Source organism: Arthrobacter gyeryongensis, assembly GCF_039543785.1.
Classification (GTDB): Bacteria; Actinomycetota; Actinomycetes; order Actinomycetales; family Micrococcaceae; genus Arthrobacter; species Arthrobacter gyeryongensis.
Genome location: NZ_BAABKK010000010.1, coordinates 61943 through 76480 on the forward strand (window position 1 = coordinate 61943; position 14538 = coordinate 76480).

General features: G+C 62.3%; 13 protein-coding genes and 1 tRNA gene. 3 read left to right on the forward strand and 11 right to left on the reverse strand.

Annotated elements, in window-relative coordinates; translation table 11 throughout:
• Position 1 precedes the first annotated feature (1 nt).
• From ABEA18_RS07000 to galU, 6 genes are all read right to left on the reverse strand, one after another.
• The gene (locus ABEA18_RS07000) at positions 2-808 is read right to left on the reverse strand and encodes a Hachiman antiphage defense system protein HamA (RefSeq protein ID WP_345448576.1); all 807 of its coding nucleotides are present in this window, start codon (positions 806-808) and stop codon (positions 2-4) included.
• Positions 809-1566: 758 nt separating this feature from the next.
• Positions 1567-1639, reverse strand: a tRNA-Ala gene (locus ABEA18_RS07005).
• A gap of 31 nt (positions 1640-1670) precedes the next feature.
• Complete coding sequence (locus ABEA18_RS07010) at positions 1671-2468, reverse strand: SDR family oxidoreductase (protein ID WP_345448577.1); 798 nt, start codon at positions 2466-2468, stop codon at positions 1671-1673.
• 6 nt (positions 2469-2474) lie between these two features.
• Positions 2475-3200, reverse strand: a complete 726-nt coding sequence (locus ABEA18_RS07015; RefSeq protein ID WP_345448578.1) for a hypothetical protein — start codon at positions 3198-3200, stop codon at positions 2475-2477.
• A 309-nt stretch (positions 3201-3509) separates the two neighbouring features.
• Entirely contained in the window at positions 3510-4130 is a 621-nt protein-coding gene (locus ABEA18_RS07020) for a GNAT family N-acetyltransferase (protein ID WP_345448579.1), read from the reverse strand.
• Positions 4131-4136: 6 nt separating this feature from the next.
• Entirely contained in the window at positions 4137-5042 is a 906-nt protein-coding gene (galU, locus tag ABEA18_RS07025; RefSeq protein ID WP_345448580.1) for a UTP--glucose-1-phosphate uridylyltransferase GalU, read from the reverse strand.
• A gap of 117 nt (positions 5043-5159) precedes the next feature.
• Between galU and ABEA18_RS07030 the strand changes: the two genes are divergently transcribed.
• From ABEA18_RS07030 to cpaB, 3 genes are all read left to right on the forward strand, one after another.
• A complete protein-coding gene (locus ABEA18_RS07030) occupies positions 5160-5765 on the forward strand; it encodes a 5-formyltetrahydrofolate cyclo-ligase (protein WP_345448581.1) in 606 nt (201 codons plus the stop codon).
• Between the two features lie 155 nt (positions 5766-5920).
• Positions 5921-6184: an FmdB family zinc ribbon protein gene (locus tag ABEA18_RS07035; RefSeq protein WP_345448582.1), complete on the forward strand. Its 264-nt coding sequence runs from the start codon at positions 5921-5923 to the stop codon at positions 6182-6184.
• 100 nt (positions 6185-6284) lie between these two features.
• Positions 6285-7103: a Flp pilus assembly protein CpaB gene (gene cpaB / locus ABEA18_RS07040; protein ID WP_345448583.1), complete on the forward strand. Its 819-nt coding sequence runs from the start codon at positions 6285-6287 to the stop codon at positions 7101-7103.
• A 5-nt stretch (positions 7104-7108) separates the two neighbouring features.
• Here cpaB and ABEA18_RS24620 read toward each other — a convergent pair whose 3' ends face one another.
• The 5 genes from ABEA18_RS24620 to ABEA18_RS07060 all read right to left on the reverse strand — a co-directional run bounded on the left by ABEA18_RS24620 (position 7109) and on the right by ABEA18_RS07060 (position 14470).
• Positions 7109-7354 carry a hypothetical protein gene (locus ABEA18_RS24620; protein ID WP_425550491.1) on the reverse strand — a complete coding sequence of 82 codons (246 nt, stop codon included), beginning with the start codon at positions 7352-7354 and terminating at the stop codon, positions 7109-7111.
• A 9-nt stretch (positions 7355-7363) separates the two neighbouring features.
• Positions 7364-11260, reverse strand: a complete 3897-nt coding sequence (locus ABEA18_RS07045) for an AAA family ATPase (protein WP_425550492.1) — start codon at positions 11258-11260, stop codon at positions 7364-7366.
• Between the two features lie 128 nt (positions 11261-11388).
• Complete coding sequence (gene guaA, locus ABEA18_RS07050; protein ID WP_345448584.1) at positions 11389-12993, reverse strand: glutamine-hydrolyzing GMP synthase; 1605 nt, start codon at positions 12991-12993, stop codon at positions 11389-11391.
• Positions 12994-13112: 119 nt separating this feature from the next.
• Entirely contained in the window at positions 13113-13631 is a 519-nt protein-coding gene (locus tag ABEA18_RS07055) for a DUF3817 domain-containing protein (RefSeq protein WP_345448585.1), read from the reverse strand.
• A complete protein-coding gene (locus ABEA18_RS07060) occupies positions 13628-14470 on the reverse strand; it encodes an SURF1 family protein (protein ID WP_345448586.1) in 843 nt (280 codons plus the stop codon). The genes ABEA18_RS07055 and ABEA18_RS07060 overlap by 4 nt, the downstream gene beginning before the upstream one ends.
• Between the last annotated feature and the right edge of the window lie 68 nt (positions 14471-14538).

Genomic DNA, 14538 nt, shown 5'->3' on the forward strand with positions numbered 1-14538 from the left:
TCTACTCCCCCAAACCGGTTCTGATGAAGTCGATCAATAGTTCAGCGGTCTCCTGCTGCACGATGAGCAGCTTAACTTGTTGGAATTTTTGAGAATCGGTTACTTTCTTGGCGGCTGCGTTAGAAGCTTCCAGCGTGATCTTGTCCAGCACCGATTCATGCATCACCACGGCTCCAAGAAGCACATTAAATCCAGTGTCGCCGTCAACGTCCGTGCCAGCGTGGGCGCGCAGGAGCTTTTTGATAGATTTCGCGTCATCTGTCTGGAGGACTTTGGCCGCGTCAGTCATGGCAGAGTCCCACCAGGACCTGTTGCGCTGTTGGGTTAGCTTGCCGTGGATGTCCAGGGCCGCGGTTGCCACCAACTGTCCAAGTTTCGAGCTCGCGCTCAGCGTTTCCCTGTCCGGCCGCGCTTTGGGTACCCCACCCGATTTCACTTCGCCGTACCACAACTCATCCATGGACAGAGTGGTGAAGGTAAGATCGAAGCCCTTCTTGATGCTGCGCTCCTCCTTGTTGAACAAAATGGAGGTGTTGAGCAGATCGACGTGATGCTCCGGCATCAGCGAGTGAATAATCAGCTCTCCGGCCATCCCAAGTTTCGTCGTGGGAGATTTGGTGTCGTAGCGCTTCAGAAACTCTTCGACGGTGTTCTCGAAAGAGTAGTACTCAGGATCTTCAACAATGTCTGCACTCCCGTAGCAGATCCCTGCCAGCCGATCACGGACGAGAGCTTTGAGCTCATCGGATAGTTCATGAACTACGACGGCGACTGCCTCGCCCGTCGATACAACTGTGATCCCCTGCACCTAAACAACATAGGCCAATTTCCGCGGATCGGAGGGATTCGCTGGAAGCCGCGCCAGAGGCTTACGTCTATGTTGTCAGCCGCAATGAAAGCCTACCCGTAGGTGGCCACGAAAGTGCCCACTAACGGCCAGGAGAACGGTGCGTTTGGGCTATGAGATCTGCCCACTTCCTTACTGAACCTACCGCGTCGTAAGCGGCAGGGGCCTCTCCCCGGGATTTGATAATGGCAGACGTACCAGAGTCGCCCACGAAGAGGCCATGTATGAAGCATGACGGAGAAATCATGGAATGCGGGCTGCCTCGATCTAGCTGGATCGTTTCGTGCACCGCGGAACTGACGGGCCGCTCCCACCACACTGTTGCCAGGCAGGTCGCTGCCCGTGACGCTGGCCCATCACTGAACCGTCGCCCACGAGCTTGTCACGGACACGCTCCTGCCCAAAGGGGGCGGAGTGGTCCATCCGGCGGGCGATCGCGCAGGTCAAAGCTGCATGGCGGCTGGTCCACACCCGCAGTGCCCGGGCTCGCCGCAGCCCGGGAGCGATGTCCATGCCAGATTAGCGCCCGTCGAACCAACGCAGTTCGATACCCATTGGGTGGATCGTCGTTACCGGCACGAGGCAGAATCTTCAAAAATCGCCATCGTCTGCCACAGGTTTTCATCCCAAAACGTCGGGTAATCGTCGGGTTGGCCCCATTTTCGGCACAAGAAAGACCCTCCCACCCAGCGTTCCCGCAGGTCAAAGGGCCTTCACTGTGGAGCTAAGGAGATTCGAACTCCTGACCTCTTCGATGCGAACGAAGCGCTCTACCAACTGAGCTATAGCCCCTAGTCAACCGTGCGTTGCCAGTGTCCCTAGGCTACAAACTATCTTCGCGCTTTGCCAACCAAGACTCGAACGTGTCTGTTCCCGTCCGCTGGCTTGGCACCAAATTCAGTCCGCTCCGAAGATATTTGCCCATCGCGCCTGGCAAAGGCACCTCCACGATCCGCCCATGTCCGGTAGTTTTTCGCCAGATCTCAGCGAGTTCACGCATGGTCCGGATGTCCGGTCCGCCGATGGTTCGTATCCGGTGCCGCTCTGTTGAGGGCTCCCCCACGGCTTCGGCAAGCAACTCGAACGCCACATCCGCCGGCGAAATCGTTTGAAAGCGTGCGCCTTTGAAGACCGGGATGAGGCGGACTTTCGCCCCTGCCTGGAAAACCGCCGTCACGAGGCTGTGGAACTGGGTGGCCCGCACAACAACCGTCTCGAGCGCCGAATTGGCGTAGACCCGTTCTTTGTCTGCTTTGGAGACGTAAAACGCCGCGTTGCTCTGGTCGCAGTTGACGATCGAGAGGAGAACCGTTTTACGGACACCGGCACCGGCGGCCGCGGCGAGCAGGCGCGCGCCGCCGTCGGCGAAGTTCTTGCGGGCCTTCCCGAACTGCCCTTCCAAGCAATCGATCACGACGTCGGCCCCGTGCAGGGCTTCCGGCAGTCCGGCGCCTGTGGTGACGTCAGCCTGAAAGTAGCGGACGCCGTCGTGACGGACCGATGACGTGCCCGACGGCGGGCGGCGGCTCAGCACCGTCACGTCTAGTCCGGCGTCGAGCGCCAGACGGACGACTTCACGCCCCACCTGGCCGGTGCCACCTGCGACGCAGACAGTAGTCACGGGAGGCTATGCCCGGCGGCGCTGCAAAACGTCGTCGAGGTTGCTGAGCGCGCTCTGAGGCTTGCCGTGCTGCGCCTGTACCGACGGGGCCGCGGACGGCGCGCTGGCCGGCTTCAACGTCGGTTTGCCGAGGGGCTTGGGAGCTTCAGGCAAGTCGAGGGGTTCTGGTGCCGGCCGGGGTGCCTTGGCTGCGTCGACGTATGTTGGTTTGGGAACGTCCACCGGCTGCCATTCGGATTCCTTGGATTCCGCCGTAAACCGGACTGTGTTGTCGCCGGCGGCGACGGCAACGTTGAGGGCAGCCTGACGAAGTTCGACGGCGGTCAGGCGGGTCGCTTCTCGGGCATGGGCTTCGGCATCGAAGATCTTGGTAGCCGGGCGGTCCGACGCCGGACGACCTACGCGGGCACTCTCAACCGTGGGACCCATTGCGTTGCGGAAGGCCCTGTTCATCTTCGCCCTGCGGTCCCTGATGGCCAGCCGGCGAAGCAGGAAGACGGTCCCGACCACGCCGACGATGGATACCAATGGCACCCAGCCCGAAACGAGGCCAAGAATGCGCAGCACGCCGGAAACGGCTGCCGTGAGTAACAGGAGGAGACCGGCGAGAGCAAGCGCGCAGCGCCCGTATCTGACTTTGAAGACCGCTGCGTCCGTTGCAGCATCACGCCGTTCGCCGGCGCCAGCCGATACCTCGGGCAATGCGGTTGCGGTGCTCTGCATGGTTTCCATTGCTTTCTCCTGCCGAGGGGTGATTGACAGAACCACCCCGGCTTGCAGTTCATGAGCGTCTTCGTCGATCACATCCGCTGGGATGTCACCGGCCACTTGGACGTGGTTGTGACGATTCCGCAGTATGTATGGCGCAACCCAAACAATCCACAGCGCGACAGCAATGACCAATATCACCGAGCTGCTGAGAGGGAAGTCCACAATCAAAACCGTAGAAGCAAATACGCGGAGGCCACGGCATTGCCAACGGTGTGTCGCCGGAGAGTCGGCAAATCAATGGATTTACCGACTCTCATCCACCCCGGCGGACTAGTTGGCCCCGCGTCTCAACCAAGCAGCCAGCAAACCCCCAGGGACCTCCTCCGAGGTCAACGCAAAGCTTCGATGGTCGGCCCATTCGCCGTTGATGTGAAGGAAACGCTCCCGGCGGCCTTCGTCACGGAATCCCAGCTTCTCAACGACACGCAGGCTCGGCCCGTTCTCGGGCCGGATGTTGATCTCCATCCGGTGAAGGCCAAGGGCCCCAAAGCAATGATCGGTCGCCATGGCAACCGCAGTGGGCGCTATTCCGCGGCCGGCCCGGGCCTGGTCTACCCAATAGCCAAGGGTGGCCGTCATCGCCGATCCCCACATAATCGAGGAGACCGTCAGCTGCCCGACGATCCTGGGCTCCGCGAACCCGGGAATCCGCTCCGTGATCACAAACGGAAGGGCACTGGCTTGCCGAGCTTGCGCGTTAAGGGAGGCCACCATCTGCCGGTAGTTCGGAAGTCGACCGCCCGGGGCCGGGTTGGAGGCTTCCCAAGGCGCCAGCCACTCACTATTGCGTGAGCGGACCTCGGTCCACTCCTTCTTGTCCCGGAAATGAATGGGACGCAAGATGAGGTCGCCGCTCTCCAGCGTCACCGGCCAAATGGCCGACCCCCACACGCGCAGCTACTTGCTGAGGCCGGCGGTAAAGCCCGGCAGCCACTCACGCAAGCCAGGCCCGAGGTCTTCACTGTCGCACGCAAGCTGGACGCAGGCTTTGAGGTAGCTGAGCTTGTCCCCGGTATCGTACCGACGGCCGCGGAAGACGACTCCGTAGACGCCGCTACCTTCGCCATCGCCCGCAGCGAGTACTTGAAGCGCATCCGTCAGTTGGATCTCTCCCCCACGGCCCGGTTCGGTTTTCTCGAGAACGTCGAAAACCGAGGGGTGAAGCACGTAGCGGCCGATAACGGCCAAGTTGGAAGGAGCTTCATCTACAGCAGGCTTTTCCACAAGTTGCTTGATGCGGACGTAGCCGTCCTCGCCGATATCTTCGATGTCCGCGCAACCGTAGGCGCTGATCTGGGAGGGCTCGACTTCGATGAGGGCCACAACGGAGCCACCGGTTTTGTGCTGGACCTCGATCATGTCGCTCAGGAGTGTGTCCCGGGCGTCGATAAGGTCGTCACCGAGAAGAACGGCAAAAGGTTCGTACCCGACGTGCTGCTTTGCACGCAACACCGCGTGTCCCAGCCCCTTGGGGTCACCCTGACGCACGTAGTGAATGTCGCCGAGGTTACTGGTAGCCTGCACCGAGTCCAGCTTGGTGGTGTCACCCTTGGCCTCGAGGGTCGCTTCCAAAGCCGGTACCCGGTCGAAGTGGTCCTCCAACGCACGTTTGTTGCGGCCTGTGATCATGAGGACGTCGTTGAGTCCCACGCTCACGGCTTCTTCGACGACATATTGGATGGCCGGCTTGTCGACTACCGGGAGCATCTCTTTGGGCATGGCTTTTGTAGCAGGCAGGAACCTGGTGCCGAGTCCGGCAACGGGGATAACGGCCTTGCGGACGGTGCAGTTGTTGGAAGTCACCGGACTAATCTAACGGAAGGAGCTGGACATTGGGCAAAAGGGTCCTGTGCGGATAGAAGGGACTCCGCTGTTTCTTCCCCGTCCTCAAGCCGCAAAGCAGCGTGAACTGGAGCAAAAATGACTTTGAAAGACGATATCCGCAGGGACTACCGCAAGCGCCGGCTGACATTGACAACGCAACAGCGCGCTGACGCTGGAACGGGGATTGCCCTCGGTGGCCTCTCTTGGGCGGATTCCGTAGCCCGGGGGAAACCGTCGACTTTTGCGGCCTATGTCGGAGTAGCCGCCGAGCCGCCGACCATGCCCTTGCTTGCGGCGCTCCACGCGGCCGGCCACAGGATCCTTCTTCCCGTCTGTGAACCGGAACGGCTTCTGAGCTGGGTCTATTGGACACCGGATACGGCCTTTGTCCGCTCAAAGTACGCACCGATTGACGAGCCGGTGGGCGAACGCTTCGACAGCGACGTCATCAGGGATGCCACTGGAATCTTCCTCCCGGCCACCGCCGTCGACGAAGACGGAAACCGAATCGGCCAAGGGGGCGGTTACTACGATCGGCTCCTTGACAAGCTCGACGCCGACGGGCACCGTCCGCCGACTGTCGCCGTCGTATATGACCACGAAATACTGGCCGCGGGGACGATCCCGGCCGAATCGTTCGACAAGCCCGTGGCGGAGGCACTTACCCCCTACCGGATCGTCCGGCTGGTTCCGGCCGATTGATCGGGGCTTCCGGCCTGTCTACTCCGCCACATTTTGTGGTACCGGCCCCGACTCCGGATGATAGAATTGGCACTCAGGCCCTGGGACTGCTAATGGACGGAACAATCCGCCTTGGCAGCACAGGACCTGTAGTTCGTCCCGGAGGAGGATCACCAGTGCCCACATATGCCTATGCCTGCAAAGACTGCGGACATGCCTTTGACATCGTTCAGTCGTTCACGGACAGCTCCCTGTCCGACTGCCCTGAATGCCAGGGGTCGTTGCGTAAGAAGTTCAACAGCGTGGGCGTCGTCTTCAAGGGATCGGGCTTCTACCGCACCGACTCCCGGGACTCCAAGGGAAGCACCGTTTCGGCCGCTCCCGCCGCACCAGCTGCGCCTTCTGCTCCAGCGTCGGTTCCGGCGGCTGCCGCGAGCTGATCGCTGTTTCCAGCTGCTCCCGGTTTTCCACATAGCTCAACGTTCCACATAGCTCAATAAAGCCCTGCCGCGGGCCGGCGTGCCCGGTTAGCGTGGCACCATGCCCGCAACCCCGAACGTACCCCCGGACCCCCTGTCCGCCGGATCATTGTCGCTTCCGCGCGATAGACTCCTCGCACCGATCAACAGGTCCCGCACCCGCCGTCTTCAAGCTCTTCCCTTCAGGGCCGGCGGGCACCGGGGCGCTAGCGCGGGACCATCCAAACACCGCAGCTTCGGTAGCTGGTTAAACCGCAACCGCCGCCTCGTCGTGGCGCTCTTGCTATGCGTGGCCGCCGGGATCGCAGTCCATCAGCTGACTCCCGCTTCGGAGCGACGAGCCACGGTCCTGGCCGCCGCGCGGGATCTTCCCGCCGGGTCCACTTTGACGGATACCGACCTCAAACCCCTCGATGTCCTTCCTGATGGAATTCCGGCCGGGGCGCTCACCCCGGGAACCGGATACGGCGGAAAGCAGCTTGCCTCGCCGCTGCAGAAGGGGCAGATCCCCACAGACGCCCAATTCCTGGGACCGGGCCTGCTGACCGGAACCGCGCCCGCGACGGCGGCCGTTCCACTTCGCATGGCCGATCCCGCTTCAATTCAGCTCATCTCGCCCGGCCAGTTGGTCAACGTTGTGCTCACCGCGGCAGATGGACTTGAAGGGCCTGCCAAGAAATCCGAACTCTTGGCACCTGCGGTCCCGGTTTTGTGGACATCCGCACAAGGAGGCAAAGCGAACCAATGGTTGGGCACGAACGAGGCGGACGGCCTTGTGGTGGTCGCCGCCAATCCGCAACAGGCCGAAATCCTCGCCGGAGCTTCCACTCGCGGGAAACTGTTCTTTGTCCTCGTCAATCCCTCTGACAACCGGTCATGAAATATTCAGCCCCAGTGCGGGGGCCTTTGTTCCTTCAGCCAGGCGTCGTGGTCGTAGCCAGGCTCATCACCCCAGCGGCGAGCATCGTCCTCGGAGGCTTTCTTGGGCAGAATGCTTTCTCCCGCCTGCTTCCGCTCGGGCGCGGGTTTCACTTTTGGTTTCTCCTGCTCGTCCAACTCGATGTCAGCGCCTACCGCATCGGCACTGGCGTCCGCAGGGTGCTTGGATTGAGTGCTTTTGCTTTCCGCCATTGCGCTTCCTTAGGGGATCGCCGGTCCCGAGCCAGGGCCTTCCGGGCTGCCAGGTCCGGCCGCGGCCGATTCCGCCTGGTTGTCCAGTTCCAATTGTTCAACATCAATGTCCAGGAATCCATCCTGGACTGCGCCGTACGAGGGTGCAACCGGCTTCTCCAGTCCCAAGTAGGACCCGATGCGGTCGGCGCAGGACGAAGGATCAGTGAACACTTCAATGGTCCACAAGGACATGTAACGCCAGCCAAGTCGTTCCAGCAATTGGGGCCGCAGCCGGCTGCGCTCCCTGACGCTCATGCGGCGGTATCGTTCCGTGCCATCCGATTCAATGGCCACCGGGGTGGGCATTTCGGTGTCATCACGGCCTATGGTGTGCACGGGGTCGGCTGCCGCGGCAATGTCCAAGGCTCCGTCATAGTGGTGCCACACCCGGGCTCCACGGGCACGGAGTCGCTCGCCCAGATCCGCCACCAACGGATCCTCACCGAGCGCTTGCTCGCTGGCAGCAGCCCTGGTGGCTGGTGTCCCCAGTTCAGAATTCCCGGACAGTTCACGGTCAAGGAGTTCATGGAAATCAACGGCGCCGTGAGCCAGCCGGTCCAGATCGAGGTCCTCCGGACGGAAGCAGCTCAGGACGTGCAACGATCTCCGGGAACGGGTCATTGCCAAGGCAAACTTGTTTCGGCCGCCCTCGACGGACAGGGGCCCGAAACTGTGCAGCGCCCGGCCATGCGGAGTGCGCCCGAAGCCCAAGGAGAAGATGATGTGGTCGCGGACCAGTCCCTGTGCGCGCTCCAAGTCCACCACGCGGAAGGACTCCGCACCGGCGTTGAAGAAACCCGACAACAGCGGATAGTTAGGAAGCTGGAGCCTGATGGCTTCGCCGATCCTTGCCGCATGGCGAAGGCTTGCAGTGACCACGGCGAGCGAGGTCCGCGGCCGAAGGCTGGCATGTTGAAACACCAAGTCAACAACGCGGTTCACTTCGGCGGCGACCGATTCAACACCTTCGTGATCCGCCCCCGGCAAGCCGGTGCCATCCGGGATGTATTCAACTACTACCGAGCGGTCCAGCCCCGTGACGGATTGCCCGTCCGGCAGCCGACGCAGACCACCGTTGTAGTAGTTCTTGCTCAACTGGAGCACCAGATCTTCGTCAACCGCCCGATACACCCAGTTCAACTGCCACGTGGGCAGGACCCGGGCCAAAGCAGTGAATGCACTGTCCACTGTGTCCTGGCTTGCGGCACCGGCCATGGGTGGCTCCACCGCAACGCTGAAAGTGCGGGCATTGGCGATCTTCGCGTCGCCAAAGGCAACCACTTGCTGGGCCCGGGCGATCGCCGGCAGCACGGCCTGCAAGGATGTGCTCTCGGCGTCGAGAATCACCACCGCATCGAATTTCTGCTCTGCGGGCAAGAGGCTGGTCAGCAGGTACGGACTGATGGACCAAACGGGGACCAAGCGGGAGACAAGGGCAGGCGCCTGGGCGCTGAGCGCCGAGAGGGTAACGCGGCCATCCTTGATCAGGTTCCGGAGGAGTTCCGATTGGCGGGGATGTTCAGCAATTCCAGCCCGCCACATTTCGGCGAGTTTCCACCGGAGCCGGGCGGCTCCGCTGGCGATGTGCGCGTGGTCAGCCAGGCGGTACTCCGCTTCGAGGCGGCGGAGGGAATCGCCGTCGGACATCGCGAGATAGTCGTCACCGCTGATCATCGCTTCCAGGGCAGACTGCCACCAGGCGAGGTCAAGTTCCGCGGCAACGGATTCGGCAGGCACTTCGCGTTCAGCCAGGTCAGCAAGAAGCTCGGCGAGTCCGTGCTCGCGCATATTCTCGACCAGAAGCGTGCGCTCCGGGAGCGTCTCAAGGGTTCCCGTGTCCGCCACAAGGCGCTCAAGACGGTCCATGAGATCTTCGTAACGGCTCGCGTGGAGGTCGCCGCCACCGGCCGTGTGTTTGAGGCAATCGCCCAGACGGCGCAGATCCCGGTCCAGTTCACGGTAGCTGGCGCCGAGGTCCGCAAGTCCGGACGGCACTGCCGGATGGCGCTGGCTGGTCGCGTACTGGGCCCACAGTGCCCGCTGTTCCTGAACGAGCGCCAAGGAGCTGTGCAGATCCGCAATGTGGACACCAGGGCGGACATATTCCTTCGCCACGCGACGCAAGCGGGAGCGCTGCATCGAGGGCATCTCGACTCCCCGCTCACGGCGCCAAGCGGAGGTAGCGGTAGCCGAAATCAGATCGTGGACCGGCCGGTCAAAAATATCGGGGGTGAATTTATCCAGGCTTTCCCGCACCGCCATCAGGAGCTCAAGCTGCGCGCCCCATTCGGCGAAGTTCGCCCCAAGCCGGATTTCGGAGTCCCCCGCAACCTGGTTCATCCGTTCGCGCAACAGGGGAAGTTGTTCGGCGGCACTACTGGCCAGTTGCTGGGCTTCCTCGGTCTCCTTGCGCGTGACCAGACGCGCGCCGTACCAGGGGCTAGACGTCGATGCACGGCTGAAGCTGCCAAGCTCGGCAGCGCGTCGCAATCGTTCAGCCAGCTCAGCCCGGTCTTTGATATTGTCCAGCACACTGCGCTTCAAGCGCACCGTCGTGGCGGGGGCCGGGTGGATGGAGGTCAGTTCCGCGAGGGACTGCATTGCCTGGTAGGGAGAGCATCCCCAGCGCTGGCGCACGTTGTGCAAGGACGCGACATGGTCCATGAGCGCATGGCGGTGCTCGGTCAGGGTCTTGTGGAGATTCGCAAGTTGCGGTTCCAGCGACTTTTCGTTGCGGATGATCGCGCTGACCAGCTGGCCTTTGAGCTGCTGGGGCGTGGCACCGTTGCCCGGCCTGAACAGCATCGATTCAAGGCCCAGGGCTTCAAAATGAGCCGCCAGGCCGTTGAGGCTCGCCCGCCGGTCACCCACTACAAGCACCGATTTCCCCTCGTTGACGAGGGCACCGATCGCGTTGATGGCCGTCTGTGTCTGGCCACTGCCTGGGGGGGCGCTCACTACCAGCGAGTCCCCTGCCCGGACGGCATCCACGACGTATTGCTGATCCGAGTCCGCATCCAGGAGGAGCGACTCTTCGGCGGGGTCGCGCTCGTCGAGGTTCGGGAACCGTCCGGATTTGATGGGTTCGGGTTCCACTTCGCCGCCGTTGGCGGCTTCAAACAGGGAGGCAACGACGCTGCTGTTCTCGTTGATCCAGGGGTCGTCCAAGTTCCCGGACAGATCCGCCAACGTCGTGATAAGGAGATTGGGGGTTACTTCCGCACCGTGGATCGGTTGTACCAGTGTGGCAAGACGGTCGAGGACCGGCAGGGGGTCAAGGCGCGCGGTGTTGTAGGCCATGCGGCTCACGGCGTTGACATCAAAGACGATTCCATGGACGGTCTTCAAGTGCCGGACCAACGCCGGGTTGATGCCCGCTTGTTCGGTCAGTTGCAGCTCGTAGTCATCTTCGCCCGGCCGCGCCGTGAGTGAGATCGCGGCCAACATGACAGGGGCGGAGACTCGCTGGGGCTTTCCGCCGACGGCCGAGGTCCACACGACGGTGCCGCAGGACAGATAACCGGCGTCGATCCCCCGGTCGTTTCCCAGTTCGAAGATCTTCGAGCGAAGGTTCCTGGCGGCACGCGCGGCAACAAGATACTGCTGGCGATCGCGGATCAGGGTGGAAAGCCGGGTCCGGCGCCCGGCGAGGAGCTGTGCCAGGCCTGAAGGGTGGCCGTTGCTGAGGTCTATCGAACCTTCCGGCGTCTTGACGAAGCGCAGCATGGTGTCCGCGCCAGTCACGGGCTTGAGCCCTGACAGCCATTTCCGGAGCTCTACAGAACTCCCTTCGTGGCTTTGACCTACTGACACCGCTGCCTTCTTTTCTGTTATAGCTCGAGACGACTTGGACCAAATCGGCATACTTTCGAGGGTAGCGGGAATCGACCTGCAGTCCGCACCGCAACACTGGTGCGAAGGCAAATTAGCCCTGATTTCAGGGGAAATACAAAGTGACCGGCCTCTGGAACAGAGACCGGTCACTCAGAATGCTATTCCCACTCGATGGTTCCCGGCGGCTTGCTTGTGACATCAAGTACCACGCGGTTGACGCCGTCAACCTCGTTCGTGATCCTGTTGGAGATCCTGGCGAGGAGGTCATACGGGAGCCTCGACCAGTCAGCAGTCATGGCGTCCTCGGAGGATACGGGACGCAGCACGATCGGGTGTCCGTAGGTGCGGCCATCGCCCTGCACGCCAACGCTGCGGACGTCCGCCAGCAATACGACAGGCATTTGCCAGACGTCATTGTCGAGTCCGGCCGCCGTGAGTTCGGCCCGCGCGATGGCGTCCGCCTTGCGAAGGAGGTCGAGCCGTTCCTTGGTCACGTCGCCCACGATGCGGATGCCCAGGCCGGGTCCGGGGAACGGCTGGCGTCCGACGATTTCCTGCGGCAGGCCGAGCTGCGCGCCCACGGCGCGAACCTCGTCCTTGAACAGGGCGCGGAGCGGTTCAACGAGTTCGAACTGCAGGTCCTCGGGAAGGCCGCCCACGTTGTGGTGGCTCTTGATATTCGCGGCACCTTCGCCGCCGCCGGATTCGACGACGTCCGGGTACAGGGTGCCCTGGACAAGGAACTTGATGCTCTCGCCTTCGGACGCAGCCTCGGCGATGATGGCCCGTTCTGCTTCTTCGAACGCACGAATGAATTCGCGGCCGATGATCTTGCGCTTGGTCTCGGGATCGCTGACCCCGGCCAGGGCGGACAGGAACCGCTCCTGCTCGTTGGCGACATAGAGTTTGACGCCGGTTGCGGCAACGAAGTCACGCTCGACCTGTTCGGCTTCGCCTTCGCGCAGCAAGCCATGGTCCACGAATACACAGGTCAGCTGATCGCCCACGGCGCGCTGCACGAGCGCTGCCGCTACGGCCGAATCGACGCCGCCGGAGAGGCCGCAGATGACTTTGGAGTCGCCGACCTGCCGGCGGATCCGGTCCACTTGCTCTTCGAGGATGTTGCCGGTGGTCCAGTTCGGCTTCAGTCCGGCTCCGTTGAACAGGAAATTCTCCAGAACCTGCTGGCCGTGGACAGAGTGCTTTACTTCCGGGTGCCACTGCACGCCGTAAAGATGCTTCTCTTCGTTTGCAAAAGCAGCCACGGGTGCGCCCGCAGTGGTCGCCAGGACCTCGAAGCCGTCAGGAGCCTCGTGAACGGAGTCTCCGTGGCTCATCCAGGTGTTCTGGGAGTCCGGAACACCCGCAAGGATGGAGCGGGCTTCGCCAACGGTCGTGGCCTCGGTGGCGCCGTACTCCCGCAAACCGGTCTGTGCGACCTTGCCGCCGAGCGCATTCGCCATGGCCTGGAAGCCGTAGCAAATACCGAAGACCGGGACGCCGGCCTCGAAAAGGTCCGCGCCAACCCTCGGGGCACCCTCGGCATAAACGCTTGAAGGTCCGCCGGAGAGGATGATCGCTGCCGGGTTCTTGGCCAGAAGCTGCTCGGTGGTGAACGTGTGCGGAACAATTTCCGAGTACACATTCGCTTCACGGACGCGGCGGGCAATCAGCTGCGCGTACTGGGCACCGTAGTCAACAACCAGCACCGGCTTCTGGGAAGTCTGAGCTTCAGAACTGAAGGGTGCGGTGGGAGTAGTCACCGTAACAGCCTACTTTGCCGGGATGCCCCGGTGCACCTTGAAACCGGTCGTGAAGCGCGGAATCAGCTCCGAAAACAGTCCGACGTTAGCGATCTCACAAAGTCGCCGGGCCAGGCCCGTCAGTAGCGCTTGGACGCCTGCGGATTCGCGGCGAGCTCCATCTCTACCTCCGAGTGGAACTTCTTTTCCACGATGAAGGACATGAGAGGGACAACGCCGCCCAAGGCGAGCAGGATGAGCTTCGTGAACGGCCAGCGCATGAGCGACCACAAGCGGAAATCCGAGACGAGGTACAGCACGTACATCCAGCCGTGGACAATCAGCACGGCGATGGATACGTTGACTCCGCCCAGCACCGCCTTGGACTCGGCATCGGCGAATCCGAAACCGAAGGGCTGACCGGTGATCGCGTTGGTGCCGCCGGCGAAGAGATACACGCCGAACACATAGCGTGCAACGAGCTCGGCGCAAAGGAGCAGCAGCATGGTGCCGGTGAGGTAGGCCATGACTTTGTAGAACTTCAGTGCCGAGCGGATCTGGGCCGTCGTTCCACCGAAGCGGCGTTTCTTGGCCGCGCTTGGCTTCGCGGCGGATTCTCCGGACTGTTCGGGCTGGATGGCCGGTTTGGGCTCAATCATGGCTTTACCTGTTCTGGCTTGGTAATTGCTGGCAAATCGTCTGATGGGAATTCGTCGTCGGGCTCTTCGTCGTCTTCTTCGAGGGTGCGCCGGTAGTCATCGGCCACCATGCGCCACCAGACATAGAGGGCGAATCCCGCAAAGACGACCCACTCCACGGAGTAGAAGAGGTTGAGCCAGTTGATCTGTTGGTTGGGGGGCTGGGCCGGGATATTCAAGGGTTTCAGCTGGGCGGGAAGTGCGAGGGTCTTGCCCTCCGATGCTTCCGACGTCGCGGCGACGAAGCCGGGATAGCTTGAGACTTCCCACGTGTTGATGAGTTCGGCGACCGAAACCGCAGACGCGCGGCCCGCTCCGGCGTCGACGTTTGGCACCGGCGCCTCGGACGGCAGGAGCCGTCCGGTCAGTTCAATAGTGCCCGACGGCGGCGGCCCGGCTTGGGCGGGATCGGCTACCCAGCCGCGGGCCACGGGGATCCAGGTTTTCGCGGTTGCGCCGACGCCGTGGAGTGCAGGGGCGCCGTCGACCGCAAACGCAGTCACTACCCAGTACCCTTTTTGCCCGGCGAGCAGCCGGCCCTCCACAAGGACCTGCTTGGCGGGGTCGTAACTTCCCTTGGCGCTGACCATTTGGTCTGACGCCGAACCCGGGAAGAACGTTCCGGGCTGCAATTGCCCGGTAAGCGGCTTGACTTGCTCCACAGCGGGGTCGTCAACCGGGGCATCGCTCTGGGTGGATCTGCCGAACTGCCACTGGCTGAGCAGCACAAACACCCCGGAGAGCAGGAGCGCGAAGATGAGTCCTGCGATCCAGCGGGGCTTCAGAGCGGTTTTCAACACCCCTTAACCGTACTTCGCCAAGCTGTAGAACAGCTAAACGGGAGGTCCTTCCCTCCTACACGGCCTGC

Excerpts from the sequence above, each read along its gene's own strand:
- ABEA18_RS07015 (WP_345448578.1), bottom strand. The coding sequence starts at position 3,200 with ATGGAAACCATGCAGAGCACCGCAACCGCATTGCCCGAGGTATCGGCT.
- ABEA18_RS07030 (WP_345448581.1), top strand. The coding sequence starts at position 5,160 with ATGACTTTGAAAGACGATATCCGCAGGGACTACCGCAAGCGCCGGCTG.
- cpaB (WP_345448583.1), top strand. The coding sequence starts at position 6,285 with ATGCCCGCAACCCCGAACGTACCCCCGGACCCCCTGTCCGCCGGATCA.
- ABEA18_RS24620 (WP_425550491.1), bottom strand. The coding sequence starts at position 7,354 with ATGGCGGAAAGCAAAAGCACTCAATCCAAGCACCCTGCGGACGCCAGT.
- ABEA18_RS07045 (WP_425550492.1), bottom strand. The coding sequence starts at position 11,260 with ATGCCGATTTGGTCCAAGTCGTCTCGAGCTATAACAGAAAAGAAGGCA.
- ABEA18_RS07055 (WP_345448585.1), bottom strand. The coding sequence starts at position 13,631 with ATGATTGAGCCCAAACCGGCCATCCAGCCCGAACAGTCCGGAGAATCC.